Annotated in this window: 29 protein-coding genes, 1 tRNA gene and 3 pseudogenes; 14 read left to right on the plus strand and 19 right to left on the minus strand. The window is 69.7% G+C overall.

Features of this window, described 5'->3' with window-relative positions; translation table 11 throughout:
* The 11 genes from MFF04_RS01535 (at position 1) to pufC (ending at position 10,219) form a co-directional block, all read left to right on the plus strand.
* The gene (locus tag MFF04_RS01535; RefSeq protein ID WP_238273729.1) at positions 1-1,152 is read left to right on the plus strand and encodes a methyltransferase; all 1,152 of its coding nucleotides are present in this window, start codon (positions 1-3) and stop codon (positions 1,150-1,152) included.
* Between the two features lie 109 nt (positions 1,153-1,261).
* A complete protein-coding gene (gene bchC, locus MFF04_RS01540) occupies positions 1,262-2,197 on the plus strand; it encodes a chlorophyll synthesis pathway protein BchC (RefSeq protein ID WP_238273730.1) in 936 nt (311 codons plus the stop codon).
* Complete coding sequence (locus MFF04_RS01545; RefSeq protein WP_238273731.1) at positions 2,194-3,195, plus strand: chlorophyllide a reductase iron protein subunit X; 1,002 nt, start codon at positions 2,194-2,196, stop codon at positions 3,193-3,195. Before bchC ends, MFF04_RS01545 begins: the two co-directional genes overlap by 4 nt.
* Positions 3,196-3,201: 6 nt before the next feature.
* Positions 3,202-4,770 (plus strand): chlorophyllide a reductase subunit Y, encoded by a 1,569-nt coding sequence (gene bchY / locus MFF04_RS01550; RefSeq protein ID WP_238273732.1) that lies wholly within the window; start codon positions 3,202-3,204, stop codon positions 4,768-4,770.
* Entirely contained in the window at positions 4,770-6,236 is a 1,467-nt protein-coding gene (gene bchZ / locus MFF04_RS01555; protein WP_238273733.1) for a chlorophyllide a reductase subunit Z, read from the plus strand. The genes bchY and bchZ overlap by 1 nt, the downstream gene beginning before the upstream one ends.
* A 116-nt stretch (positions 6,237-6,352) precedes the next feature.
* A complete protein-coding gene (locus MFF04_RS01560; RefSeq protein WP_238273734.1) occupies positions 6,353-6,568 on the plus strand; it encodes a hypothetical protein in 216 nt (71 codons plus the stop codon).
* A gap of 182 nt (positions 6,569-6,750) precedes the next feature.
* Positions 6,751-6,972, plus strand: a complete 222-nt coding sequence (gene pufB / locus MFF04_RS01565) for a light-harvesting antenna LH1, beta subunit (protein ID WP_238273735.1) — start codon at positions 6,751-6,753, stop codon at positions 6,970-6,972.
* An 11-nt stretch (positions 6,973-6,983) separates the two neighbouring features.
* On the plus strand, positions 6,984-7,172 hold the full coding sequence (pufA, locus tag MFF04_RS01570) for a light-harvesting antenna LH1, alpha subunit (RefSeq protein ID WP_238273736.1): 189 nt from the start codon (positions 6,984-6,986) through the stop codon (positions 7,170-7,172).
* Between the two features lie 97 nt (positions 7,173-7,269).
* Positions 7,270-8,094 (plus strand): photosynthetic reaction center subunit L, encoded by an 825-nt coding sequence (gene pufL, locus MFF04_RS01575; protein WP_238273737.1) that lies wholly within the window; start codon positions 7,270-7,272, stop codon positions 8,092-8,094.
* A gap of 23 nt (positions 8,095-8,117) precedes the next feature.
* Positions 8,118-9,110: a photosynthetic reaction center subunit M gene (pufM, locus tag MFF04_RS01580; protein WP_238273738.1), complete on the plus strand. Its 993-nt coding sequence runs from the start codon at positions 8,118-8,120 to the stop codon at positions 9,108-9,110.
* Positions 9,107-10,219 (plus strand): photosynthetic reaction center cytochrome PufC, encoded by a 1,113-nt coding sequence (gene pufC, locus MFF04_RS01585; RefSeq protein WP_238273739.1) that lies wholly within the window; start codon positions 9,107-9,109, stop codon positions 10,217-10,219. Before pufM ends, pufC begins: the two co-directional genes overlap by 4 nt.
* A gap of 130 nt (positions 10,220-10,349) precedes the next feature.
* On the opposite strand, the pseudogene MFF04_RS01590 reads toward pufC, so the two are convergent.
* Positions 10,350-10,571: pseudogene (locus MFF04_RS01590) on the minus strand (transposase); the annotation flags it as partial.
* 161 nt (positions 10,572-10,732) lie between these two features.
* Between MFF04_RS01590 and MFF04_RS22015 the strand changes: the two are divergent.
* A pseudogene (locus MFF04_RS22015) lies at positions 10,733-10,939 on the plus strand (DMT family transporter); the annotation flags it as partial.
* A 53-nt stretch (positions 10,940-10,992) separates the two neighbouring features.
* Here the strand turns inward: MFF04_RS22015 and MFF04_RS01595 are convergent.
* From MFF04_RS01595 to MFF04_RS01610, 4 genes are all read right to left on the minus strand, one after another.
* Positions 10,993-11,376, minus strand: coding sequence for a tautomerase family protein (locus tag MFF04_RS01595; protein ID WP_238273740.1), 384 nt, complete (start codon positions 11,374-11,376; stop codon positions 10,993-10,995).
* 122 nt (positions 11,377-11,498) lie between these two features.
* Complete coding sequence (locus MFF04_RS01600) at positions 11,499-11,654, minus strand: hypothetical protein (protein WP_238273741.1); 156 nt, start codon at positions 11,652-11,654, stop codon at positions 11,499-11,501.
* A gap of 84 nt (positions 11,655-11,738) precedes the next feature.
* Complete coding sequence (locus tag MFF04_RS01605) at positions 11,739-11,894, minus strand: tautomerase family protein (RefSeq protein ID WP_238273742.1); 156 nt, start codon at positions 11,892-11,894, stop codon at positions 11,739-11,741.
* Between the two features lie 15 nt (positions 11,895-11,909).
* Complete coding sequence (locus MFF04_RS01610; RefSeq protein ID WP_238273761.1) at positions 11,910-12,722, minus strand: SDR family NAD(P)-dependent oxidoreductase; 813 nt, start codon at positions 12,720-12,722, stop codon at positions 11,910-11,912.
* Positions 12,723-12,840: 118 nt separating this feature from the next.
* On the opposite strand from MFF04_RS01610, the gene MFF04_RS01615 reads away from it, so the two are divergent.
* Entirely contained in the window at positions 12,841-13,794 is a 954-nt protein-coding gene (locus MFF04_RS01615) for a GlxA family transcriptional regulator (RefSeq protein ID WP_238273743.1), read from the plus strand.
* 110 nt (positions 13,795-13,904) lie between these two features.
* Here the strand turns inward: MFF04_RS01615 and MFF04_RS01620 are convergent, their stop codons facing one another.
* A complete protein-coding gene (locus MFF04_RS01620) occupies positions 13,905-14,111 on the minus strand; it encodes a hypothetical protein (protein WP_238273744.1) in 207 nt (68 codons plus the stop codon).
* Positions 14,112-14,256: 145 nt separating this feature from the next.
* Entirely contained in the window at positions 14,257-14,478 is a 222-nt protein-coding gene (locus MFF04_RS01625) for a hypothetical protein (protein WP_238273745.1), read from the minus strand.
* Between the two features lie 296 nt (positions 14,479-14,774).
* On the opposite strand from MFF04_RS01625, the gene MFF04_RS01630 reads away from it, so the two are divergent.
* Complete coding sequence (locus tag MFF04_RS01630; RefSeq protein ID WP_238273746.1) at positions 14,775-15,029, plus strand: hypothetical protein; 255 nt, start codon at positions 14,775-14,777, stop codon at positions 15,027-15,029.
* Between the two features lie 152 nt (positions 15,030-15,181).
* Here MFF04_RS01630 and MFF04_RS01635 read toward each other — a convergent pair whose 3' ends face one another.
* The 12 genes and pseudogenes from MFF04_RS01635 to MFF04_RS01690 all read right to left on the minus strand — a co-directional run.
* Positions 15,182-15,658, minus strand: coding sequence for a hypothetical protein (locus tag MFF04_RS01635; RefSeq protein WP_238273747.1), 477 nt, complete (start codon positions 15,656-15,658; stop codon positions 15,182-15,184).
* 111 nt (positions 15,659-15,769) lie between these two features.
* Positions 15,770-15,961, minus strand: a complete 192-nt coding sequence (locus tag MFF04_RS01640) for a hypothetical protein (protein WP_238273748.1) — start codon at positions 15,959-15,961, stop codon at positions 15,770-15,772.
* A gap of 155 nt (positions 15,962-16,116) precedes the next feature.
* Positions 16,117-16,314, minus strand: a complete 198-nt coding sequence (locus tag MFF04_RS01645; RefSeq protein WP_238273749.1) for a hypothetical protein — start codon at positions 16,312-16,314, stop codon at positions 16,117-16,119.
* Between the two features lie 329 nt (positions 16,315-16,643).
* A tRNA-Ser gene (locus tag MFF04_RS01650) sits at positions 16,644-16,733 on the minus strand.
* A gap of 49 nt (positions 16,734-16,782) precedes the next feature.
* The gene (locus MFF04_RS01655; RefSeq protein ID WP_238273750.1) at positions 16,783-17,844 is read right to left on the minus strand and encodes a glycosyltransferase; all 1,062 of its coding nucleotides are present in this window, start codon (positions 17,842-17,844) and stop codon (positions 16,783-16,785) included.
* Between the two features lie 19 nt (positions 17,845-17,863).
* Positions 17,864-19,717: a molecular chaperone HtpG gene (gene htpG, locus MFF04_RS01660; protein ID WP_238273751.1), complete on the minus strand. Its 1,854-nt coding sequence runs from the start codon at positions 19,715-19,717 to the stop codon at positions 17,864-17,866.
* Between the two features lie 80 nt (positions 19,718-19,797).
* Entirely contained in the window at positions 19,798-21,321 is a 1,524-nt protein-coding gene (bchE, locus tag MFF04_RS01665; RefSeq protein WP_238273752.1) for a magnesium-protoporphyrin IX monomethyl ester anaerobic oxidative cyclase, read from the minus strand.
* Between the two features lie 11 nt (positions 21,322-21,332).
* Positions 21,333-22,034 (minus strand): di-trans,poly-cis-decaprenylcistransferase, encoded by a 702-nt coding sequence (locus MFF04_RS01670; RefSeq protein WP_238273753.1) that lies wholly within the window; start codon positions 22,032-22,034, stop codon positions 21,333-21,335.
* Between the two features lie 49 nt (positions 22,035-22,083).
* Positions 22,084-22,455 (minus strand): winged helix-turn-helix domain-containing protein, encoded by a 372-nt coding sequence (locus MFF04_RS01675; protein WP_238273754.1) that lies wholly within the window; start codon positions 22,453-22,455, stop codon positions 22,084-22,086.
* Complete coding sequence (locus MFF04_RS01680) at positions 22,448-23,062, minus strand: hypothetical protein (RefSeq protein ID WP_238273755.1); 615 nt, start codon at positions 23,060-23,062, stop codon at positions 22,448-22,450. Before MFF04_RS01680 ends, MFF04_RS01675 begins: the two co-directional genes overlap by 8 nt.
* Before the next feature lie 186 nt (positions 23,063-23,248).
* Positions 23,249-23,515, minus strand: a complete 267-nt coding sequence (locus tag MFF04_RS01685) for a DUF6894 family protein (RefSeq protein ID WP_238273756.1) — start codon at positions 23,513-23,515, stop codon at positions 23,249-23,251.
* A 35-nt stretch (positions 23,516-23,550) separates the two neighbouring features.
* A pseudogene (locus MFF04_RS01690) lies at positions 23,551-23,922 on the minus strand (integrase core domain-containing protein); the annotation flags it as partial.
* Positions 23,923-24,533 lie beyond the last annotated feature (611 nt).

Here is a 24,533-nt window from a genome sequence, read left to right on the forward strand (position 1 = left end):
GTGGCGCGGGGCGCCGCGCTCGGAGACCGGCCCCTGCGACAGGCAGGCGACTGGCGCGCCCGATGGCGGGCCTTCCGAGCCCGGACGATCGCCGATCCGCGCTTCCAGCGCTGGGCCGCCGGCTTCCTTCCCACCCGGCGCATCGCGCGGGCGAACACCCGCGCGCTGTTCGATCTCTGCGCGGGCTTCACCTACTCGCAGACCCTGTTCGCCTGCGTGCGCCTCGGCCTGTTCGACCTCCTCGCGGACGGGCCCGTCGCGGCCGAGGCGCTGGCGGCGCGGATGCGGCTGGCCCCGGCGGCGGCCGCGCGCCTGCTCAAGGCCGCCGCCGCCCTCGACCTCGTCGCGCCCCTTCCGGACGGCCGCTACGCGCTGGCCGATCTCGGCGCGGCCCTGATCGGCAACCCCGCCATCGACCGGATGATCGAGCACCACGCCCTGCTCTACGACGACCTGCGCGATCCCGTCGCGCTCCTGCGCGGGGAGGCCGGGCCGACACGTCTTGCCGGCTACTGGCCCTACGCAAAGGGGGACGCGGCCGGGCTGACGGCGGAGGCCGTCGCCCCCTATGGCGGCCTGATGGCCGCCTCGCAGGCGCTGATCGCCGAGGACATCCTCGAGGCCTATCCGCTGCGGCGCCACCGCAGCCTCATGGATGTCGGCGGCGGGGAGGGCGCCTTCCTGGCGGCCGCCGGGCGGGCGGCGCCGGGACTCCGGGTGACGCTGTTCGACCTGCCGGCGGTCGCCGAACGCGGCGGGGCACATCTCGTCCGCGAGGGCCTCGGCGAGCGGGCGCGGGTGGTCGGTGGCAGCTTCCTCACCGATCCGCTTCCCCGCGACGCCGACGCGATCAGCCTGGTGCGGGTGGTGCACGACCACGACGACGGCGCCGTGCACACGCTCCTGCGCGCCGCCTTCGAGGCCCTGCCGCCGGGGGGCGTCCTGATCCTGGCCGAACCGATGAGCGGCACGCCCGGCGCCGCGCCCGTCACCGATGCGTATTTCAGCCTCTACCTCCTGGCCATGGGCAGCGGCCGCTGCCGGACCGTGGCCGAGCTGACCGCGATGCTCCGGGAGGCCGGCTTCCGGCACGTCCGCGAGGTCGCCACCCGCCGGCCTCTGCTGACGCGCGTCGTGGTGTCAACTCGATGAGACACACATAAATGTAAGTCATACTTGACGTATGTAAGTGTCCATCTAGGATGACACTCAAGGTCCGGACCTGCACGGATCGAATCGTCGGGAAGGGAGGACAGGCGTCATGATTGCCCAAGCCGTCGTCCTCCGTCGCCCTGAGCGGATCGGTCTCGAGAGCGTGGCGCTCGATCCGCCGATGCCGGCGGACGCCGTGGTCGCGGTCCGCTGGAGCGGGATCAGCACCGGCACGGAGCGCCTGCTCTGGTCCGGCCGGATGCCGGACTTTCCCGGCATGGGCTACCCGCTGGTGCCGGGCTACGAGTCCGTCGGCGAGGTCGTCGAGGCCGGGCCTGAGTCCGGCCTGCGGGCGGGTCAGACGGTGTTCGTGCCGGGCGCCCGCTGCTTCGGCGCGATCCGCGGTCTGTTCGGAGGCGCCGCCTCGCATCTCGTCAGCGCCGGGCCCCGACTCGTCCCCATCGACCCGGATCTCGCCGAGCGCGGCACGCTGATCGCGCTCGCCGCCACCGCCCATCACGCCCTGGCGGGGCTCGATCTCGCCAAGCCCCTTCTCGTCGTCGGGCACGGGGTGCTCGGCCGCCTCGTCGCCCGCATCGCCTGTGCGCTCGGCGGGGCGCCGAACGTCTGGGAGACGAACCCGGTCCGGAGGGGCGGCGCCGGGGCCTACGCCGTCGCCGCACACGAGGCGGACGAGCGGCGCGACTACGCCACGATCCTCGACGTCAGCGGCGACGCGGCGATCCTCGACCAGGGGATCGCCCGGCTCGCGCCCGGCGGCGAGATCGTGCTCGCGGGCTTCTACGAGGCCCGGCTCGGCTTCGACTTCGCCCCCGCCTTCCTGCGCGAGGCCCGTATCCGCGTCGCCGCGCAGTGGCGGCCCGAGGACCTGACCGCGGCCGTGGGGCTGATCGGCCAGGGCCGCCTCTCCCTCGACGGCCTGATCACGCATCGGCGCCCGGCCGGGGACGCCTCGGAAGCCTACCGCACGGCCTTCGGCGACGCCGGGTGCCTCAAGATGATCCTGGATTGGAGAGCGGCATGAACATGCAGCTGAGCGGCGCGGCCCTGAAGGCCTCCGAGGCGCTGCGGACCGAGGCCGGCATCGAGCCCGATCCGGTGCCGACCGTGGCCGCCAAGGCGACGCAGATCATCGCGATCTACGGCAAGGGCGGCATCGGCAAGTCCTTCACGCTCGCCAATCTCAGCTACATGATGGCCCAGCAGGGCAAGAAGGTGCTGCTCATCGGCTGCGACCCGAAGAGCGACACCACTTCGCTGCTGTTCGGCGGCCGCGCCTGCCCGACCATCATCGAGACCTCGACGAAGAAGAAGCTCGCGGGCGAGCAGGTCGCCATCGGCGACGTCTGCTTCAAGCGCGACGGCGTCTACGCCATGGAGCTCGGCGGCCCCGAGGTCGGGCGCGGCTGCGGCGGGCGCGGCATCATCCACGGCTTCGAGCTCCTGGAGAAGCTCGGCTTCCACGAGTGGGGCTTCGACTACGTCCTGCTCGACTTCCTCGGCGACGTGGTCTGCGGCGGCTTCGGCCTGCCGATCGCCCGCGACATGTGCCAGAAGGTCATCGTCGTCGGCTCGAACGACCTGCAGTCGCTCTACGTCGCCAACAACGTCTGCTCGGCGGTGCAGTATTTCCGCAAGCTCGGCGGCAATGTCGGCGTTGGTGGCCTCGTCATCAACAAGGACGATGGCACCGGCGAGGCGCAGGCCTTCGCCGCCGCGGTCGGGATCCCGGTCCTGGCCTCGATCCCGGCCGATGAGGACATCCGCCGCAAGAGCGCGAGCTACGAGATCATCGGCAAGCCCGACGGGCGCTGGGGCGATCTCTTCGCGGGGCTGGCCTCGAGCGTCGCCGAGGCGCTGCCGAACCATCCGCAGCCCTTGAGCCAGGATGGGCTGCTCGGCCTGTTCTCCAGCGAGAGCACCGGGCGCAACGTGGTGCTCGAGCCCGCCACCTTCGAGGACATGTGCGGGACGGCCCAGGTCGCCAAGCCGTCCCTCGAAGTCGTGTACGACGAGGTCTGACGCGCCATGGCCGTCACCCTCGACATCGCCGATCTGCGGGCCCGCAAGGAGCGGCCGGTCTCGACGCTCGCCGCTCCGGCGGAGGTGGTGAACCTCGCCGCCGTGAAGGGCGACGGGCTCGGCTGCCATGCCGGCAAGGACGCGATGCGGGCGGCCGCCGAGGCCGCCGGCCTCAGCGAGACGCTCGACCGCTACGCCAAGGACTATCCGGCCGGTCCCCACGACCAGCCCCAGAGCATGTGCCCGGCCTTCGGGTCGCTGCGGGTCGGCCTGCGGATGCGGCGCACGGCGACGATCCTCTCGGGTAGCGCCTGCTGCGTCTACGGCCTCACCTTCACCTCGCACTTCTACGGCGCGAAGCGGAGCGTGGGCTACGTGCCCTTCAACTCCGAGACGCTCGTCACCGGCAAGCTCTTCGAGGACATCCGCGAGGCGGTCTTCCAGGTGGCCGACCCCGCCGACTACGACGCGGTCGTCGTCATCAACCTGTGCGTGCCCACCGCCTCCGGCGTGCCGCTGCGCCTGCTGCCCAAGCAGATCGACGGCGTGCGCATCATCGGCATCGACGTGCCGGGCTTCGGCGTGCCGACCCATGCCGAGGCCAAGGACGTGCTCGCCGGCGCGATGCTGAAATTCGCCCGCACGGAGGCCGAGCAGGGTCCCGTCCAGGCCCCGCGCACGGGCCGGGACGGGCGCCCGACGGTGACGCTGCTCGGCGAGATGTTCCCCGCCGACCCGGTGGTGATCGGCGGCCTCCTCGAACCCCTCGGGTTGGCGGCCGGCCCCGTGGTGCCGACGCGGGAATGGCGCGAGCTCTACGCGGCGCTCGACTGCGCGGCGGTGGCGGCGATCCATCCGTTCTACACCGCCGCGATCCGCGAGTTCGAGGCCGCCGGGCGCCCCGTCGTCGGCTCCGCTCCCGTCGGCCGCGAGGGCACCGCCGACTGGCTCGACCGCATCGGCGAGGCCTGCGCCGTGCCCCGCGCCACCGTCGAGGCCGCCAAGAACCGGGTCCTGCCGGCGATCGGCGGCGCGCTCGCGGCAAACCCGATCGCCGGCCGCATCACGCTCTCCGGCTACGAGGGCTCCGAGCTTCTGGTCGGGCGCCTCCTCGTCGAGAGCGGGGCGGACCTGCGCTACGTCGGCACCGCCTGTCCGCGCACGCCCTGGTCCGAGGCGGACCGCGACTGGCTGGAGGCCCGCGGCGTCGCGGTGCGCTTCCGCGCCTCCCTCGAGGACGATCTCTCGGCGCTCGCCGAGTTCCGTCCGGGCCTCGCCATCGGCACCACACCCGTGGTGCAGGCGGCCAAGTCCATGGCGATCCCGGCCCTGTACTTCACCAACCTGATCTCGGCCCGGCCGCTGATGGGCGTCGCGGGCGCCGGCTCTCTCGCCAAGGTCGTCAACGCGGCCCTCGGCAACCGCGGGCGCTTCGACGCCATGCGCACCTTCTTCGACGGGGTCGGCGAGGGCCATGCCGCCGGGATCTGGGAGGACGTGCCGAAGCGCCGCCAGGCGGTGGCCTCCGCCGTCCGGGGCAAGCCCGTCCACGATCCGATCGGGGAGATGGCCTGATGCTCGTCCTCGATCACGACCGGGCCGGCGGCTACTGGGGCGCCGTCTACGTCTTCACCGCCATCAAGGGGCTGCAGGTCGTCATCGACGGGCCGGTGGGCTGCGAGAACCTGCCCGTCACCTCGGTGCTGCACTACACCGACGCGCTGCCCCCGCATGAATTGCCCATCGTCGTCACGGGGCTGGCCGAGGAGGAGCTCGGCCGCCACGGCACCGAGTCCGCGATGAAGCGGGCGCACGCCACCCTCGATCCGACGCAGCCGAGCGTCGTCGTCACCGGCTCCATCGCCGAGATGATCGGCGGCGGCGTGACGCCGGAGGGCACCAACCTCCAGCGCTTCCTGCCGCGCACCATCGACGAGGACCAGTGGCAGGCCGCCGACCGGGCGCTCGCCTGGCTCTGGAACGAGCACGGCGCCCGGCGCTTCGCCAAGAGGGGTATCCCGGCCCGACCGGCGCGCAAGGAGGGCGTGAAGCCCCGCGTCAACCTCATCGGCCCGGCCTACGGCACCTTCAACATGCCCTCGGACCTCGCCGAGATCCGCCGCCTCGTCGAGGGCATCGGCGCCGAGGTGAACCTCGTCTTCCCCCTCGGCTCGCACCTCGCCGACGTGTCGGCCCTGGTGAACGCCGACGCCAACATCTGCCTCTACCGCGAGTTCGGGCGGCTGCTCTGCGAGGCCCTGGAGCGCCCCTACTTCCAGGCCCCGATCGGCATCCACTCGACGACGCGCTTCCTGCGGGCGCTCGGGGAGGCGCTGGGCCTCGATCCCGAGCCGTTCATCGAGCGGGAGAAGCACACCACGATCAAGCCGGTCTGGGACCTGTGGCGCTCGGTGACGCAGGACTTCTTCGGCACGGCGAGCTTCGGCATCGTGGCCTCCGAGACCTACGCGCGGGGCGTCCGGCACTTCCTCGAAGAGGAGATGGGCCTGCCCTGCCACTTCGCCGTCGCCCGCAAGGCCGGCGCGAAGACCGACAACGCGACGATCCGTGACCTCATCGCGAAGAACCCGCCGCTCGTGCTGTTCGGCTCGTTCAACGAGCGGATGTACGCGGCCGAGGCCGGGGCCCGCGCGGTGTTCGTGCCGGCCTCGTTCCCCGGCGCGATCATCCGGCGCCACACGGGCACGCCCTTCATGGGATTCTCCGGCGCGACCTACCTCGTCCAAGAGGTCTGCAACGCCCTCTTCGACATGCTCTTCCACATCCTGCCGCTCGCCCGCGACCTCGACGCGGTGGAGGCGACGCCGGGCCGCCTGCATCGGGAGCTACCCTGGGACGAGCCGGCCCGCGCGCGCCTCGACGCCCTCGTCGAGGCCCATCCGGTCCTGGTGCGCATCTCGGCGGCCAAGCGCCTGCGCGATGCCGCGGAACGGGCGGCGCGCGGGGCGGGCAGCGCCCGCGTCGGCCTCGACCACGTCGAGCGCGCCCGCGCCGAGGCCAGCTACGGAGCCGCCGCGTGAGCGCCGGCGCCCCTTCCTTTCCGGCCAGAGCGGCGCGGCGCCGCCCGGCCGATGCCGGTCCCCGCGTCCCGGACCGGAGGCGTCCCGCCGCGCAACGTCAGGAGGAGAGTGATCCCATGCACCGTTCGCTGAACCCGGCGTCGCGCCTGCATCAAGAGGCGATCCAGTTCCGGATCATCCTGGCCTCGACCTACCCGTTCTTCCTCGTCGCCGCCCTGGTGCAGCGCACGATCCCCCAGGCGCGCAGCGCGATGCCGCAGCGGCGGCGCTCCGTCTTCGCGGAGGCGCGGGCGATGGCCGTCTCGGCCATCCCCTTCGTGTTCATGGGCTGAACTCATGAGCTGAATCCACGGGGTGACGCGCCCTCGGCTCGGGGCGCCTGTGCCACCCCCGAGCGAGCTCCCGTCCGGCCGGGCGGGACGGAAGGCCGAGCCCGCGCTCCCGGCGCGGGTCCGGCGACACCCGCCGCACCCGCAGACGCGGGCCCGGCACGTCGAAGAGGAGGTTTGAAGCAATGGCCAATGGCATTGTTGAGAGACCGAGCAGCCTGTCCGGGCTGACGGAACCGGAAGCCAAGGAGTTCCACGCGATCTTCCTGACGAGCTTCCTCATCTTCACGGCGATCGCCGTGGTCGCGCACATCCTCGTCTGGATGTGGCGTCCGTGGCTTCCCGGACCCAAGGGCTACGCCGCCCTCGAGACGGCGGCCCAGGGCGTCGTCTCCCTGCTCACCTGAGGAGGCTCATCATGTACAAGATCTGGCTTCTCTTCGATCCGCGCCGCACCCTCGTGGCGTTGTTCACCTTCCTGTTCATCCTGGCCCTGCTGATCCACTTCATCCTGCTCAGCACGGACCGGTTCAACTGGCTGGAAGGTCCCAAGGCCCCGCGCGCCGCGAATGCGCAGACGCTGGTCCTGCCCCAGATGCCGGCCTGAGCGGCGCGGCACCCCAAGCACGGATGATCGGCGGGCCGGCGACATGCCGCCCGTCGGCCATCCATCGGACATCGGACGGTCGATCCGGGAGGTTGCGATGGCGATGCTGAGTTTCGAGCGCAAGTACCGCATCCGCGGCGGCACGCTGATCGGCGGCGACCTGTTCGACTTCTGGGTCGGGCCCTTCTACGTCGGGTTCTTCGGGGTCACGACGCTGTTCTTCTCGGTGCTGGGCACGGCGCTGATCGTCTACGGCGCATCCCTCGGCCCGACCTGGAACATCTGGCAGATCAACATCGCGCCCCCCGACCTCAAGTACGGGCTGGCGCTGGCGCCGCTCAAGGAGGGCGGCCTCTGGCAGATCATCACCTTCTGCGCGGTGGGCGCGTTCTCGTCCTGGGCGCTGCGCGAGGTCGAGATCTGCCGCAAGCTCGGCATCGGCTACCACGTGCCCTTCGCCTTCTCGGTGGCGATCTTCGCCTACGTCACGCTGGTGGTGATCCGGCCGCTGCTGATGGGCGCCTGGGGGCACGGCTTCCCCTACGGCATCCTCTCCCATCTCGATTGGGTCTCGAACACCGGATATCAGTACCTGCACTTCCACTACAATCCGGCGCACATGCTCGCGGTGAGCTTCTTCTTCACCACGACCCTGGCGCTCTCGCTGCACGGCGCGCTGATCCTGTCCTCCACCAACCCCGGCAAGGGCGAGGTGGTGAAGACGCCCGAGCACGAGGACACCTTCTTCCGCGACACCATCGGCTACTCGATCGGCACGCTCGGCATCCACCGCCTCGGCCTGTTCCTGGCGCTGTCGGCGGGGTTCTGGAGCGCCGTCTGCATCGTCATCAGCGGGCCCTTCTGGACCCGCGGCTGGCCCGAGTGGTGGGGCTGGTGGCTCAATCTCCCGGTCTGGCGCTGACTTCGGATGAGGAGACCGTGACCATGGCCTACTATCAGAACATCTTCTCCGAGGTGCAGGTCCGCCCCGTCAGCCCGGAGCACGGGATCCCGGTCGAGGTCGACCAGCGCTGGGGCAAGCCGTTCAACTCCTACCTGTTCGGCCTCATCGGCAACGCGCAGGTCGGCCCGATCTATGTCGGGTATCTCGGCGCGCTCTCCTTCGCCTGCGGCCTGATCGCCTTCGAGATCATCGGCCTCAATATGTGGGCGAGCGTGAACTGGGACCCGGTCCAGTTCGTGCGCCAGCTCCCCTGGCTGGCGCTCGAGCCGCCGCGCCCGCAATACGGCCTCAAGATCCTGCCCCCGCTCGCCGAGGGCGGATGGTGGCTGATCGCCGGCTTCTTCCTCACCGCCTCGGTGCTGCTCTGGTGGCTGCGCCTGTTCCGGCGGGCCAAGGCGCTCGGCCTCGGCTACCACGTGCCCTGGGCCTTCGCCTCCGCGATCTGGCTGTTCCTGGTGCTGGGCTTCATCCGGCCGCTGCTGATGGGCTCGTGGAGCGAGGCGGTGCCCTTCGGCATCTTCCCGCACCTCGATTGGACCGCCGCCTTCTCGCTGCGCTACGGCAACCTCTTCTACAACCCGTTCCACATGCTCTCGATCGTCTTCCTCTACGGGTCGACGCTGCTCTTCGCGATGCATGGCGGCACGATCCTGGCGGTGAGCCGCTACGGCGGGGAGCGCGAGATCGACCAGATCGTCGACCGCGGCACCGCCACCGAGCGCGCCGCCCTGTTCTGGCGCTGGACCATGGGCTTCAACGCCACGATGGAGTCGGTCCACCGCTGGGCCTGGTGGTTCGCGGTGCTGACCACGCTCACCGGCGGCATCGGCATCCTGCTCACGGGCACGGTCGTCGACAACTGGTACCTCTGGGCGGTCAAGCACGGCGTCGCCCCGTCCTATCCGCAGGTCTACCCGCCCGTGGTCGATCCGCTGAGCGTGTCGCCCACCAGCCTTCCGGGGAGCGCGCCATGAAGACCATCTCCGTCCTCGCCGGGGTCGTCGCCGCGGCCCTCCTCACGGTCGCGATGCTCGTGACCTCGGGCTGGGTGCGGCCGCCGCTGGAGACCCTGCAGAACGGCTATCGCGGCACCGCGATGGCCCAGGTCCACACCCGCAAGGGCGTCGCGGAGACGCGAGAGGCCAACGTGGCGCCCGCGGCCGCCGACCCGGCGGAGCCCGGCGACGAGCTCGCCGGCAAGACCTACGAGAACGTCCAGGTCCTCAAGGACGTGACGGTCAACGAGTTCAACCGGCTCATGGTCTCGATGACCGAGTGGGTCAGCCCGCAGCAGGGCTGCACCTACTGCCACAATACCGAGAACATGGCCGACGACAGCCTCTACCAGAAGAAGGTCGCCCGGCGGATGCTGCAGATGACGCAGCACATCAACAGCACCTGGAAGGAGAAGCACGTCGGCGGCACCGGCGTGACCTGCTTCACCTGCCACCGCGGCCAGCCGGTGCCGGCCAACATCTGGTTCACCGATCCGGGGCCCACCCGGCCCGGCGGCTTCATCGCCCGCAACAACGGGCAGAACCTGGCCGCGCCCTCCGTCGGTCTGTCCTCGCTGCCCTACGACACCCTCACCGCCTATCTCGCCGACAAGGACGTCGACAACAACGCCATCCGCGTGAACGCGACCACGGCCCTGCCCACCACCAAGGGCAAGCCGATCCAGGACGCGGAGAAGACCTACGGCCTGATGATCCACATGTCGGAGGCGCTCGGGGTCAACTGCACCTACTGCCACAACACGCGGGCGATCTCGAACTGGTCGCAGAGCACGCCGCAGCGGACCACCGCCTGGCACGGCATCCGGATGGTGCGCGACCTCAACGGCAACTACCTCGAGCCGCTGCTCTCGACCTTCCCGCCGAACCGTCTCGGAGCGCTGGGCGACGTGCCTAAGGTGAACTGCACCACCTGCCACAACGGCGAGAGCAAGCCCCTCAACGGCGCCCACCTCGTCGAGGCCTACCCGGAGCTGACGAAGCCGACCGAGACCGTGAGCGCGGCCCCGCCGGCCGTCCCGACAGAGGCTCCGGCCTCCCCGCCGGCTCCCGCGCCGACGCCGCAATAGCGCCCGGACCGGGCTGCTGAGATCCGCCGAGACGCGCCGAAGAAGAAGCGCGAGGGCCGGCTTCCGATGTCATGTCGGTGGCCGGTCGCGATCGGAGTGGCGGAGAGGGAAGGACTGCCCCTAAGAGTGAGGGACAAAACCGTTTGGCCTGAGATCGGTAGATGAGGGCGCAGGCGAGCGTCGTGAAGGCGAGGTGGAGGTCGGCGCGCCGCTCGTGGCGGATAGCGAGGCGACGGAAGCGAGCCAGCTACGCCAGGGCGCGCTCCACGATCCAGCGGTAGCGTCCCAAGTGTTCGCGACTCTCGATGCGGCGCCGGGCGATGCGCGGTGTGATGCTGCGGGCCCGGTACTCGACCGTGACACTGATGGTGAAGCTCGCGACCCGCACAGGCGATTTGAACGCCTTCGCGGTGCTGGCCACCGCGACCTCAAGGGTAGCCGTCGCCGCCGTGCCGAATGCGTGAATCGGCGGATCCTTCGTCGGGAAGATAGGCGCAGACTTCTTGAAGCCCGGTGCGTTGTACGCCGACGCGACCGGTACCGCGCCCACGGTCGCGGGCGGGGTTCCTCCTCAAGGGGCTCCCGCTCGGGCCGGCGAGCATCGTCGTCCCGGTCTACGGCATGTTTATCGTCGGCGGGGCGATCCTCGGTGTGCTCGTCCTCGGCGAACCGATGACGGCCAAGCGCGCCCTGGGGATGCTGCTCGCGATCGCGGGCGCGCTGCTGGTCGCGACAGAGAGCGCATCAACACCGGGCGCGCCCGCGAACTTCGATCAGGTAGCGTACTGCGCCTCGCCGTTGCCGAACGACCAGTTTTCCTTGGTGACCTCGACGAGGCTGATGAACACATCCTCACGGCGCAGACCCAGGCGCTCGTGCAGGCCGTCCGCCACGGCCTTGTAGAAGCTCCGCTTCTGCTCCACCCCGCGCCCCGCGTTGAGGGTGATCTGGATGACGACACAGTCTCCCGTCCGCTCGATCCCGAGGTAGCTCGGGTCGATGACGAAGTTATCCGGCTCATGCTCGTTGATGACTTGGAAGCGATCATCCTTGGGCACGTTCAGGGCTTCGAGCATGGCGTTGTAGATGACCTCGCCGATCGTTCGGCGGTACTCGGCGGACTTGCCCTTGGCGAGATCGATCCGGGCGAATGGCATATGGTGCTCCCTGGGCTACGGTGCTTCAGATCCCAATGACTGGGGTTCGGTCGGCTGTGACGCCCGACCGAGGCCAAGGTCGAGAACGGGCGTCTGCTGCGCCCGGTATCGCGCCTGATGGGTCACCGTTCGTCCGGCGACCACTCGGGGCTATAGCCCCCGAGGGCAGGGTGATACATCTCGTCGCCGGAATGCTGCGTGAACTCCACGTTGAGGCGATCCTCGCGCAGGCCGAGGATCTCGATGCAGTGGGCGCACAGCGCCTTGGCGACCGCCATCCGTAACTCCGCCGAGCGCCCTTTCCGGATGTCCAGCATCATCACGGAGACCGGCACCGGCTCGCTGCCGGCCTCCTGTATCCGCTACACGCCGCCCTCGCCGAGCTCACGGATGGCGACGCTGATTCGCCTGACGTCGACCGACATCATCTCCGCATAGGCCTGGCTCATCTGCGCCGCCAGGTGCTTCTTGGAGGCCGCGGAATGCGGGCCGATGACGTCGAGCTGTAGGTACGGCATGGAGGATCCCCAAATTCAGGCCGCGTTCGCCGTCGCAAGTCCGTAGCGCGGCCCGGGCTTGGCGTTGCCGAACTTGGCGGAGATCGCCCGGCGATCCGCCTCCCAGCGCGTCCAGTCGTCGACGTCCTGCAGGCCCGGGATGGTGACGTGCTCGCCCTGGTCGAGACCGGCCAACGCCGCGTCGACCAGATCGGCCGCCGACATCGTGATCGCGGACGACTTCTGTGCCGCGTAGCCGGCCACATCCCAGAACTCGGTGGCCGTCGCGCCGGGTAGCACGGTCTGGACGCGCACGCCCTTGTCCGCGAGGTCCTTCTGCAGCGAATGGCCGAAGCTGAGGACGTAGGATTTGGACGCGCTGTAGACGCCGTTGAGCATCTCGACGGCGATGCCGACGACGGACGAGATGTTGACGATGGTCCCCGCTTCGCGCGCCACGAAAGCAGGAGCGACCGCGTAGGTCAGGCGGGTCAGCGCGGTGATGTTGAGTTGGATCATCGCGTCCATCGTCTCGACGTCGGCTTCCAGGATCGATGCGACGGAGCCGATGCCGGCATTGTTGACGAGCATGGTGATGCTCGCGTCCTCGCGCAGGCGAGCCTCCAGACGCGCGAGATCGTCCTTCCGGCTCAGGTCGGCAGTAAAGGCCTCGACCTTGCGCCCCGTCTCGTGGGTCAAGCGGTCGGCCAGGGCCTGCAGGCGTTCGCCGTTCCTGGCGACCAGCAGGAGGTCATACCCTCGCTTGGCGAGACGGTCGCCGTAGATCGCGCCGATGCCGGCGGATGCGCCGGTCACGACGGCGAGGCCCTGATTGGTTTGGGAAGTCATCGTCGTTCTCCTCTTCCTTCGCGCCACCGGTCGGCGGCGTCTAATGGGAGGAAGCTACCGTTGCCCTTGTGCGGCGCAAATGTCATAGTTGCGTCGATTTAGGACATAGGAGGCGAGGATGCAGCGCGTCGGCTTCGTGGTCTATCCCGGCTACTCGATGATGGCTCTGGCAGCCGTGCCAGCCTTCGAAGTCGCGAACCTCGCGGCGGACGAAACGACCTACGACATCCACTTCATCTCCGAGCACGGAGGTCCCGTCAGCACGTCGGCCGGCATGAACGTGGAGACGGAGGCGTTCGGCGACACGCCCTACGACACCCTCGTCATCGGCGGTGGTACGGTCGTACGCCCGTCGTCGCCGGGCCTGATCGCCCTCGTCCAGCGCGCAGCCTCACAGGCTCGGCGCGTCGCGGCGATCTGCACGGGAGCCTTCGTCCTCGGAGAGGCCGGCCTGCTCGATGGACGGCGGGCGACGACACACTGGATGCATGCACGCGAGTTGCGGAACCGGTTCCCGAAGTGCTCGGCCGACGTAGATCGCATCTTCATCAACGATGGCCCGATCTGGACGTCGGCGGGCATGAGCGCCGGCATCGACCTCGCGCTCGCCCTGATCGAGGCGGATCTCGGCCACGAGGTGACGAAGGAGATCGCCAAGAAGCTCGTACTCTACCATCGCCGGGCGGGTGGCCAGTCGCAGTTCTCGACCCTGCTTGACCTCGATGCGAAGTCGGACCGCATCCAGGCGGCCCTGACCTATGCCAAGCAGAATCTCGACCGCCCGCTCTCGGTCGAGGAGTTGGCGGAGGCTGCGCATCTCAGCCCACGCCAGTTCAGCCGCGTCTTCCATGCCGAAACCGGCCAGTCGCCGGCCAAGGCGGTCGAGAACCTGCGCGTCGAGGCCGCGCGCGTGCTCATGGAGCGCAGCCGGCATCCCATCGATGCCGTCGCCGACCAGACCGGCTTTGCGGATCGCAATCGGATGCGTCGGGCGTTCCTTCGAGCGTTCGGGCAACCGCCACAGGTTATCCGACGCAATGCGCGCGGAGCGCTGGACGCGACGAATGCCTAACGAGGGCCAGCGCTGTATCCTAGGGTCTACCAGAGCAGCGGACCGTCCGCGCTCGACGGGCCTGTACCCCCGACGGCGCGGACCAGCATGCGGCGTCGCGACGTGAATCGTCAGCGAACGAGCATCAATGCGGCCGCGACGATCCCGCTGATGCTGGCGATCGCCGCGCTGACTTGACCGATCACGACGATGATCAGGGCGGCTCTGTCGGGTAGAGCATTGTCGTTGACCGCGCGCAGGTCGGATCTTTGCGGCACGATGAGGATGCTCTCTGCGGTGGCGTATCGAAGGGGTGTCGGTCGACGGGCCGGACGCATCCTCTGATCTCCCAAGCTTCACAGCACGCAACGAGGTGCGGTCGAGATCGATCCGGGCGTGATCTAACGTTGCCGTGAGCGATTGAGGCGTTCCGGGGGGGCAGACCCCCGCGACACGGGGACCTGACCCTGTATCGAGGAGCGCTTACGCGCCCTTGCCGTGGTGTTCGGCGTGGTGCTTGCTCGCCTCGGAGCCGTGGTGCGTCGCGTAGTGGGCGTGGCCCTGGGCGCTGTGCGCGTGGTGGGCGGCCTTCTCGTGATGACCACCCTCATGGTGCTTGGCGGCCTCGCGGTGGTGACGAGCGGCGTGCTCGTGATGCTCGGCAGCCTTGTGGTGGTGATCGGCACCTGGATGCTTGTTCGCCATGGCAGTGTCCTCTGGTTCTTCTTTCCGGCCAAGTGACCGGAAGGCGCTCAAGGCGCGACCCCAGGAACAAGCGGGACCCCGATATCGCCGAATCGACGGGATCACGTCTGAGCGATCTTGCCGGCAAACCTTCGTCGCTCGCGTGAACCGACGAAGGTCAGGGTTCGGATACTGCTATTGCTCAGCGTCCTCCGAGATCCGCGCCGCCGGACCGAGACGGCGGCTCGCTAAAGCGTGAGCGAACGGAACGTCGCAGCAGCACGTTGGGTGCCGAAATCTCAACTTGGAGATACGCGATGCGTGCGCTGACGATTGCTTCTGTTGTTGCTCTCACCGCCGTCGCCGGCCTCGGACAGGCCGAAGCCAGGGGCTGCCTGAAGGGCGCTGTCGTGGGTGGTCTGGCCGGTCACATGGTCGGCCATGGCGTCGCCGGGGCCGCTGCGGGTTGCGCTATCGGCCATCACCGCGCGAACCGCGACACGACTCCCACCACCGTCCCGACCTCGACGGGAGCGGCCACATCGACCACGACGACCTCGCGGTCGTACTGATTACTGCGAGGCGTCTCATGGACTGGAAAGGGCCTCGGCTTATCGCCGAGGCCCTCTTCCTTTGGACGATCGCGCCGACCAATTGCCAGGATCGTCAGGTTTGTCGGAGCGATCCGACGAGGGGGCCGCCGGTCGACAGCCCACGTCGGTGCTCAGGCGGCGAGCGACCACTTCTCGGCGTCGGCAGGCTTCTGCTTGTAGATCGCGCCCGCGAAGTCGATGTGGAGTTCCGTCCACGGGCCCTGGCCCTGGCGCGCCAGCACCTCGAAGTGCTTAGGCTTCTTGCGCGCCTCGCCCTTGGGTTCCCAGCCACCCTTCCTCGCAGCGGCGAGGACGACATTCACGTCGGCCGGAGCGTCAGCGTGCTTATGGCCCGGAGCGTGGTTCGGCTTCTTATGCTCGATGAGCACGGGCTCGCGGCCCGAGGTCTCGATCCGGGTGACCTTGATCTCGGACGGGCGTCGTTCGCCCTCCAGGGTCACGGGCAGACCCGGCGAGAGTGAGAAGGCTTCTGCGCCCTTCGGGCCGAGATCGGCCAGATGGGTTTCGCCCTGGGCCTCCAGGGTGAAACGATGCGCGAAGACGTGCTTGATGACGCCCGAAAGGGCGGTGGTGTCGTGGTGCGGCATGATCTTCTCCGTAGAGCGCCCAACCGCAGGCGCAGTCGGCAGATCGGTGGCGGATCCGTCGATTTCAAGACGAAGCGCTGATAGATGCGAATACGGTCAGTTGATCCGTGATCACGCCAAGACTGGACCGCCAGTCAGGACGAGGTCTCGGCCCAGGGCGGCGAGAATGACACGCAGATCCTGCAATGCCGCGCAGGCCTCCGCGTGCGAGGTCAGATCACGTCGGCGGACAGAGAGGCCGCTGGTCGTCGTCACGGAGATATCGATCGCGTCGTCCGCGCCGGTGAAGATCTCGTAGCTCACGCAGCACGACGACACGGAAACGACCCTGGATCTCGACTGATGCGCCGGGTGTGGCGGCTGCCCTCAAGCCGAGAGAGCGACGCAGCGTTCCGACCTCGGTATTCGCGACGGAGGTCGAAAAAGGTGTCGAGTATGGATCGCTCTTCAGCCGGTCGCTAATCGTCGAGGCGGATGCGTCGTATGCGGCCGATCAAACGAGCGCGCTTGGGATCAAGCGCCGAAAACAGGAAGTTGCGTTCGCGCACTAGCGCGGGCGTGTCTACGCCGTGCGCGATCCGCGCGAGATCATCCTGCCGGGCGCACTCTCTCTCACGGCGTCGCTCCGAAACATCAAAGGTGTCGAGCGACGGCACGGCTCATTCCCTGTCTGCGTTCAGCATGAGTTTGACCGAGTAAGGGCCGGTGTCAAACCCGGACTAGCAGTTCCTTGGGTCGTACCACAGCCACGAGTTCTCAAAAACGTACAGGTAAGCTGCGTCTTTAAGGTCTCATCGCGAGCTAGAGCGTTCGGCCATACCAGCTCGCAATTGCCGATTGGGATTTGCCGAATGACAGCTGCGGGAATCGCGCGGATAAGCGTCGATTGATCAATGACGCTTATTCCGACTGACAAAAGATGCTGAAATCGAGGTCAGGAACCCACCCAAAAAGGACAATCCATGGTGTGCGTCACGGATCGGAGTGGCGGAGAGGGAGGGATTCGAACCCCCGATGCCCTTGCAGGCATGCCGCATTTCGAGTGCGGTGCATTCAACCGCTCTGCCACCTCTCCGCGAGGTGCCTCGACGAGGACGGGGGTGCGTAGCAGAGGCGGCGGCCGTTCACAAGCCGGCGTTTCTCTCTGGCGGAACCAGGGCGGCGAGGGCGGCTTCGAGATCGGCCGCGAAGCGGTCCGGTGCGTGAAGGGCGGCGACGCGCTCGGCGAGGTCCGGCGGCGGAGGCTGCCGCGCCGCGCTCAGGATCGCGTCGGCGAAGCGCTCGGGCTCCGGCGCGGCGAGGGCGGCGGGATCGGCGCCGGCTTCCGTCAGCATGGCGCGGTGGGCGGGGATGTCGGAGGCGACGACGGGCAGGCCGCGCGCCATCGCTTCCGCCAGCGCCAGGGGCTGCATCTCGGCCCGCGACGGAAACAGGGCGAGGCCGACGCCCTCGAAGGCCCGATCCGCGGGACGCTCCCCGGCCAGAACCACCCGGTCCGCCAGGCCGAGCGCGGCGGCGCGGTCCCGTAGCGCCTGCGCGAAGGCGAGATCGAGGGCAGGGCCGATCAGGGTTAGCCGGGCGTCTTGCGTCCCCGGACGGCGGCAGAAGACGGCGAAGGCCTCCAGCGCCCGGTCCTGGCCCTTGCGATGGGTGAGCGCGCCGACGACGGCGAGGCCGGGCAGGGCCGGAGACGGCGCCTCGCGGCGGACGGGACGCGGCAACGGGTTGCGCACCACCCGCGCGGGGAGGCCGCCCGGCGCCTCGGCGTGGGGGCCGAGGAGGATGCAGGCATCGGCCAGCCGCGCCAGAAGCGGTGCGGCCCGGCCTCCGCCGGTCGGCGCGTGGAGGTGCCAGAGCACGAACGGGCGCGGCCGCAGGGCGCGCGCGGCGAGTCCGTAGACGGCGAGGCTCGGCTCGTCGTGGACGTGGATCACCTCAGGCCGCAGGCGGCGCAGCGCCCGCGTCTCCCGCGCGACGAGGCCGGCAAGGCGGGGGAGCACCGCGAGCTTCGCGGGGAGGCTTTCGAGGGGCTGCGACGGAAAATCGGCGGGCGTCCGCTCGTGCGCCTCGGGGAGCGGGGCGCGCACCGTCACGGCGTGCCGCTCCGCCAGCGCCGTCGCGGCGGCGAGCAGGACGCGGGTCGAGCCGCCCCGCGTGTCGTAGAGAGTCGGAAGCAGGATCCGCATCCGGCCCTCCGCCGCGCGATCAGCCGTTCGTGCGCTCGGCGAGCGCGGCGGCCACCGTGCGGGCGAAGGCGACGGGATCGCGGGGCGTGTCGCCGTCCTGGATGCGGGCGAGATCGAGGAGCGTGCCGGCGGCTTGCCCGATCTCCGCCTCCGGCTGCCCCGCGAGGCGGCGGATCAGCGGGTGGCGGGGGTTGATCTCCAGCACCGGCAGGCTGGCGGCGCCGCCGCGTCCGGCTCGGCGCAGCAGGCGCTGCATCTGGAGATCGGGACCGCTGCCCGAGGCGGAGAGCACCACGGCGCTGTCGACGAGCCGGTCAGTGGCGCGCACGTCCGAGACGTCGCCGGCGAGCGCCGCCTTCACGGCCGCGACGAGGGCCTCGATGCCCGGCGCCGCCTCGGCCTCGCTATCCTCGGGGGCGAACTTTGAGAGGTCGAGGCCGCCCTGAGTCACCGAGCGCAGGGGCTTCTCCTCGAAGCGGTTGAGTTGCTCGGGCCAGAAGGCGTCGACATGGTCGGAGAGGAGCAGCACCTCGATGCCGCGGGCCTTGAAGCCTTCGAGTTGGGGCGAGCCCTTCAGGGCCTCGGCATCGTCCGCGACGAGGTAGTAGATCGCCTCCTGCCCGTCCTTCATGCGGGCGACGTAGTCGGGCAGCGAGGTCCAGCCCTCGACGGCCGAGGAGCGGAAGCGCAGCAGCGGGGCGATCTCCGCCCGGCGCTCGAAATCCTCGTAGATGCCCTCCTTGAGGACCGGGCCGAAGTTCTCCCAGAACGATGCGTAGCCGCCTTCGAGGTCCTTCGCCCGGCTGGCGAGCTCGGAGAGCACGCGGCCGGTGACGGCCCGGCGGATCTTGGTGAGCACCGGCGTCGCCTGGAGCATCTCTCGGGAGACGTTCAGCGGCAGGTCCTCGGTGTCGACGACGCCCTGCACGAAGCGCAGCCAGGAGGGCAGAAGCCCGGCCTCGTCGGTGATGAACATGCGCCGCACGTGCAGCCGCACCCGGCTCTCGCGCTCGCCCTCGATCGCCTGGAAGGGCTTGGCACCGGGGATGAACAGGAGCGCGGTGAACTCCAGCGCGCCCTCGGCCCGCCAGTGCAGGGTCGCCCAGGGCTCGTCGAAGTTCATGCCGGTCTGGCGGTAGAACTCGGTGTAGCGCTCGGGGGTGATCTCGGATTTCGGCTTGCGCCACAGGGCGGTGCCCTGGTTGGCCGCCTCCTCCTTGCCCTCTGCCACGATGGCGACGGGCACGGTGATGAAGTCGGCCCATTTGCGCACGAGATGCTCGAGCCGGTAGCTCTCGAGATACTCGCCCGCATCCTCCTTCAGGTGGAGCACGATGTCGGTGCCGGGTTCGGACCGCTCGGCCGGCTCCAGGGTGTAGCCGCCGCGCCCGTCGGACTCCCAGGCGAAGGCCTCCTCGGCGCCTGCCTTGCGGGAGGTCACGCGGACCCGGTCGGCGACCATGAAGGCCGCGTAGAAGCCGACGCCGAATTGGCCGATCAGGCTGGGGCGCGTATCCTCGGCGCCCTCCGCGGGCTTCTCCGTGGCCAGCGTCTGCGAGAAGGCGCGGGTGCCGGAGCGGGCGATGGTGCCGAGGTTCTGGCCGAGCTCCTCCTTCGACATGCCGATACCGGAATCGGAGACCGTGAGGGTGCGCGCCTCCTTCTCGGGCACGAGGCGCACCTTGGCATCCGGGGGCAGGGCCGGCGCGCCGCCGCGCAGGGCCTCGAAGCGGCGCCGGTCCATGGCGTCGGCGGCGTTGGCCACGAGTTCGCGCAGGAAGATCTCGCGGTCCGAGTAGAGCGCGTGCACCACGAGGTCGAGGAGGCGCCCGACCTCGGCGCCGAACTCGTGCCGCTCCACCGTCTCGCTCACGCCGTCGTCTCCGGGTTGTCCTGAATCGCGGGCCGATATGCTCCGGGGGGGCGCCGATTTCAATGGCGGCAGGGCCGAGCCTACGCCGCCGCGGCGTCGTCCCGCCGCGCGGGGTGCGCGGACATCGCCTCCTCCTCGCCGTCCTGCGGGGCGCCCCAGAACTCCGCGACGGTCGGGCCCTCGGACAGGCGCCGGTCGCGGAAGAGGAAGGTCCAGATCTCGTGAGGCCAGACCCGCCGTCCCATGGCGGTGTACCAGCGCATGGCGTGCCGCAGGCCCCGGTCTGGGTGGAACAGCACGCGGAAGAGCGCCCTGGGGCGCGACTGGACGACGAACTCGGTAAGCTTGAACCAGAGCAGCACCCGCCAGGCCGGCATGTGCCGGGTGGCGAGGACCTGATGCTTGTAGTCCCAGCGCCGACGGTCGGCTTGGATCACCCGGCGGCCGGCGGCGAGGCGGAAATAGGGCGTCCAGCGATGGGGCGTCACGTAGAGCATCTGGATCTGGTCGGGGTCGTAGGAGAGGAGCTGGCGCAGGCCGCGCCAGTGGTCGGCGTCGGTCTCCTCCTCGAACCCGACGACCCAGGTCGCCATCGACAGGATGCCGTGGGCGCGCAGCAGGCGGATCGCCTCGCGGTCGGTGCGGGTGGCGCCGCCCTTGCGGATGAGCTGCAGCGTCGCCTCGTCGGTGTTCTCCATCCCGAGGAGAAAGCGCTGCCAGCCGGCCTGCTTGTAGAGGTGCAGGATATCGGCATCACGCACGATATCGTCGGCCCGCGTCGAGCCGACGAGGATCAGGTCGACCCGCTCGGCGATGAGCGCGTCGAGGAAGGTGCGCCAGGCCCGCTTCGAGACGGTTGGGTTCTCGTCGGCGAAGTTCACGACCCGGACGCCGTGCTCCCGGTGCAACCGCGCGAGCTCGCGGGCGAACAGCACGGGGTCCCGGTGGCGCCAGCGGGTCCAGAAGCCGCGCTGGCCGCAGTAGTTGCAGAGGTGCGGGCAGCCCCGCGAGAACTGCACCACCACCGCGCGAAGGCCGCCCCAGTAGCTGTAGCGAGCGTGATCGATGAGTTCCCAGCCGACCCGGTAGGCGTCGAGGTCGCGGATCACCGGGGCCGCTGCGGTCGCCCGGGGCAGGCCGTCCCGGCGATGGGCGATGCCGGGGATGGCTCCGATGTCGGCGCCGGTAGCGAGCGCGGCCATCAGGCGGCGGGCCGTCTCCTCGCCCTCGCCGCGCACGATCGCCGTGACGTGCGGTTCCGCGGCCAGGATCTCGCGCCAGTGGTAGGTCGGGTGGACGCCGCCATAGACGATGGGCACCCCCGGCATCCCGGCCGCGAACGCCGCGGCGACCTCGGCGATCACCGGATGCCCCGAGGTCGAGCCGGAATGCCCGAAGAGCACGGCCTGCGGCCGCCACGCCACCGCCTCGCGGACGATCGCGAGGGTGGACATCGGCCCGAACTCCCCGTCGATGAGGCGGACCTCGTGGCCGTCGTCGATCAGCGGCCCGCCGACCGCGAGCAGCCCCAACGGCGGGAGGTGGTCGTCCGGGATGCGGCTGCCGATCGCCGGATGCGGTACGTTGACGAGGAGGATGCGCATGGCCGCGCCCCTCACGCGGCCGCCGGGAGGCCGCCGAAGCGGCGCTGCCTTGCGCGGAACGCGGCCATGGCCTCGGCGAGGTCGTCGGCGCCGAAATCGGGCCAGAGCCGGGGCGTGAAATGCAGCTCCGCGTAGGCGCTCTCCCAGAGCAGGAAGTCGGAGAGCCGCTGCTCGCCGCTCGTGCGGATCAGGAGGTCCACGTCCGGTGCCGGAGCCCCGTCGGCGAGGCGGCGCGACAGGCCCTCGCGGGTGAGCGGCCCGTCGCACGCGGCCGAGAGCGCGGCGGCGAGGATCGCGTCCCGGCCGGAATAGTCGATGGCGATCCGCAGGTGCAGGCGCGTGCCCATCCGCGTCGCCGCCTCCGCCCGGCCGATCGCCCGGGCAAGGCCCTCCGGCAGGCGGTCCCGCCGGCCGATCACGCTGAGCCGCGTCCCGCTTTCGGCCAGCCGCCTCGCCTCCCGGCGCAGGTAGAGGCGCATCAGCGCCATCAGCCCCGCCACCTCCGCCTCGGGCCGGCGCCAGTTGTCGCTGGAGAAGGCGTAGAGCGTGAGTGTGCCGATCCCCTGTCCGGGCGCGGCCTCGGCGACGCGCCGGAGCGCCTCGATCCCGGCCTCGTGCCCGGCGAGACGCGGCCGGCCGCGGGCCGTGGCCCAGCGCCCGTTCCCGTCCATGATGATGCCGACATGCGCTCCGTCATCGATTATTCTTTGCATTGCAAAGTCTCCAGGCGAGCGAGATCGAACTCCGGCGTACCGGACGCGATCAGGCGGGTCTCAGGGATGCGGGCGCGCCGCTCTCGGTGAGGTCGTCGCCGCGGGCCGCTTCGGCGGCGTCGCGGACCACCTGCTCCAGCACCGCGAGATAGGCGACGAAGCGCTGGCGGCCGGCGGGTGTCAGCGCGCAGGTGGTCAGCGGGCGCTTGCCCTCGTAGCCCTTGCCGATCCGGACGAGCCCGGCCTCCTCCAGCACTTGGAGGTGCCGGCTGAGATTGCCGTCGGTCAGGCCGCAGAGCTGCTTCAGGTCGGAGAAGGCCAGCGGCTTGCGGTGCGCGGCGAGCGAGGTGAGCAGGCTCAGCCGCGCCCGCTCGTGCATGACCCGGTCGAGTCCCTCGTAGGAGAACGGCGCCTCAGGCATGGTCGGCCTCCCCGCGCTCGGCCCGGTAGAGGAGGGCGGCGAGCAGAAGCTGGCCCCCGGCGAAAGGCAGCCCCATCAGCCAGGGGGAGAGCGCGCGCGTCTCGGCCGCCAGGGCGAGCGTGACGAGGCCGGCCACGAAGTACCAGGCTGCCGCCCATCGGACCGTGGCGGGCAGCGTGTTGAGGGAGGCGAAGAGGCCGAGGCTGACGAGGAGCTGCCAGAGGCCCGGCAGCGTCCAGAGCAGGTCCGGCGCGAAGCGCAGCAGCACGACGCCGAGAAGCGCCCCGGCGACGCCCGCCGGCAGGAAGCGCTCGACGGCGCCGTAGAGAAGCTCGTCCGCCAGCCCGGAATGGTGCCGGCGCGAGCGCCACAGCATCTCGCTCCCGACCGCGAGCACCGCGACGCAGGCGGTGCCGATCCAGCCGGCGAAGAAGGCGAGCGGATCGGGCGCCTCGCCCAGCCAGATTTTTTGCGCGGCGGCTGTGGCCAGGGCGAGGCCGCCCGTCAGCGCGATCGCCGTGGGGCCGTAGCCCTGAAACGCCGTGCCGGCGGCGAGCTGCTGGCGGATCGCTCCGATGTCGGCCAGCGCCCTGTCGAGGTCGCGCATCCCTTGCCTCCAAACTTTGTATTGCAAAGTATGTGTGGATGCAGAGAAAGGCAACCGCTTTTCCGGCCCGGCTTGCCGCGTCGGACGATGCATCCCGTCACGATACCGGCCAAGCGAGCCTGCGCCAGCCGACTGCTCCTGCCGGCATGGTCCGCCTGCGTGCTCTATCGCGGGACAACGATACAGTCAGTGGAGGGTGCCGCCCTCGGGGTCGGGCACCGGCTCGGCGATCAGCGCCTCGGTCAGGGCGAACTCCAGTACCACCTCCTGCTCCTCGTTCTCGACGAAGAGCACGGCCTTGAGCAGGTCGGGATCGCTGTCGGCGCCCTGGAGCAGCTGCACCGCCAGCACCCGGGCGGCCTCCCAGGCGGCATCCGGGCTCTCCAACTCCCGGCCGTCGGGGTCGACCACCACGTCGTCGCCGATATGCGTGTGGAAGAAGTAGCGCGGCATCCGCCCTCAGCCTTCAGACTCGCTGCCCATGCCCGTCATAACGCCGCCGGATGATCCGGTTCTTCCGTCTGATCTGCCCCCATGGGGTGATCCAAGCGTAGAGTTAGTGCACGGTTGGCCTTTGCTCCACGGGTCGCTTGGCCGGCGGAGCCGGTGGGATGAGGGCAGCTGGCCAAGCGGTAAGGCGGGCAGGAAGACCTCTGGCGCCAGCGGTCTGCGCCGTGCGGACGGACAGTGTTGTAGTGCCGCCGCCAGCTCTCGATCAGAATCTGCGCCTCCCGCAAACTGTAGAAGATTTCCCCGTCCAGCAGCTCGTCGCGTCGCCGTGCGGTAAAGCTCTCGACGAAGCCGTTCTCCCACGGCGACCCGGGTGCAATGTAGGCCGTCTTCGTGCCTACCTCCGCCACGCTCATACCTTGGCCGATCAGCACGTCCGCTTGTCGCAGCTTGGCGACGATCTCCTCAGGGCTTGGGCCGCTTCCTCGACATCGATCAGTCCTCCGAGCTCGAAAGCCATACTAAAGGGCGGACCACTCCCGTGGGGGCGGATCACTTGTGCAACGTGGTCCACCAGTACCTGTGGCCGCTCATGCGGAATGAGACGATCATCCCGTTCACGGTCGAGCGGGCGTCGGATTGATGGACCCGCTCGTCGCCACCTGCCTCAGTGCGGCTATCGGCATCTTGATAGGCTGGTATGCCAGGGCTTGGCAGGACCGCCATCCCGTCTGATAGTCGGCCTCCCTCCCAAGGGATCCTTCCAATCGACTCGGCCCGCCCGGTTCGCCGCGGCGGGCCTTTTCGTCTCAGCTGCCCACGGGGAGCGATCGGCTGCGCGGACGGTTGGATGGTCTCCAAACCAATACCCGGAGGATGCAGTGACCGAACACAAGCAGGGTAGCGACATGCCCGACGCCGACACGAACGCGACCGTCGAGAAGGTCGAGGTCGGCGACTCGTCGGTGCCGAAGACGGGCTCTCAGACCGACATCGCGCCCGAGACCGAGGACGTGCTCGA

It is taken from the genome of Methylobacterium jeotgali (assembly GCF_022179345.1).
GTDB classification, from domain to species: Bacteria; Pseudomonadota; Alphaproteobacteria; order Rhizobiales; family Beijerinckiaceae; genus Methylobacterium; species Methylobacterium jeotgali.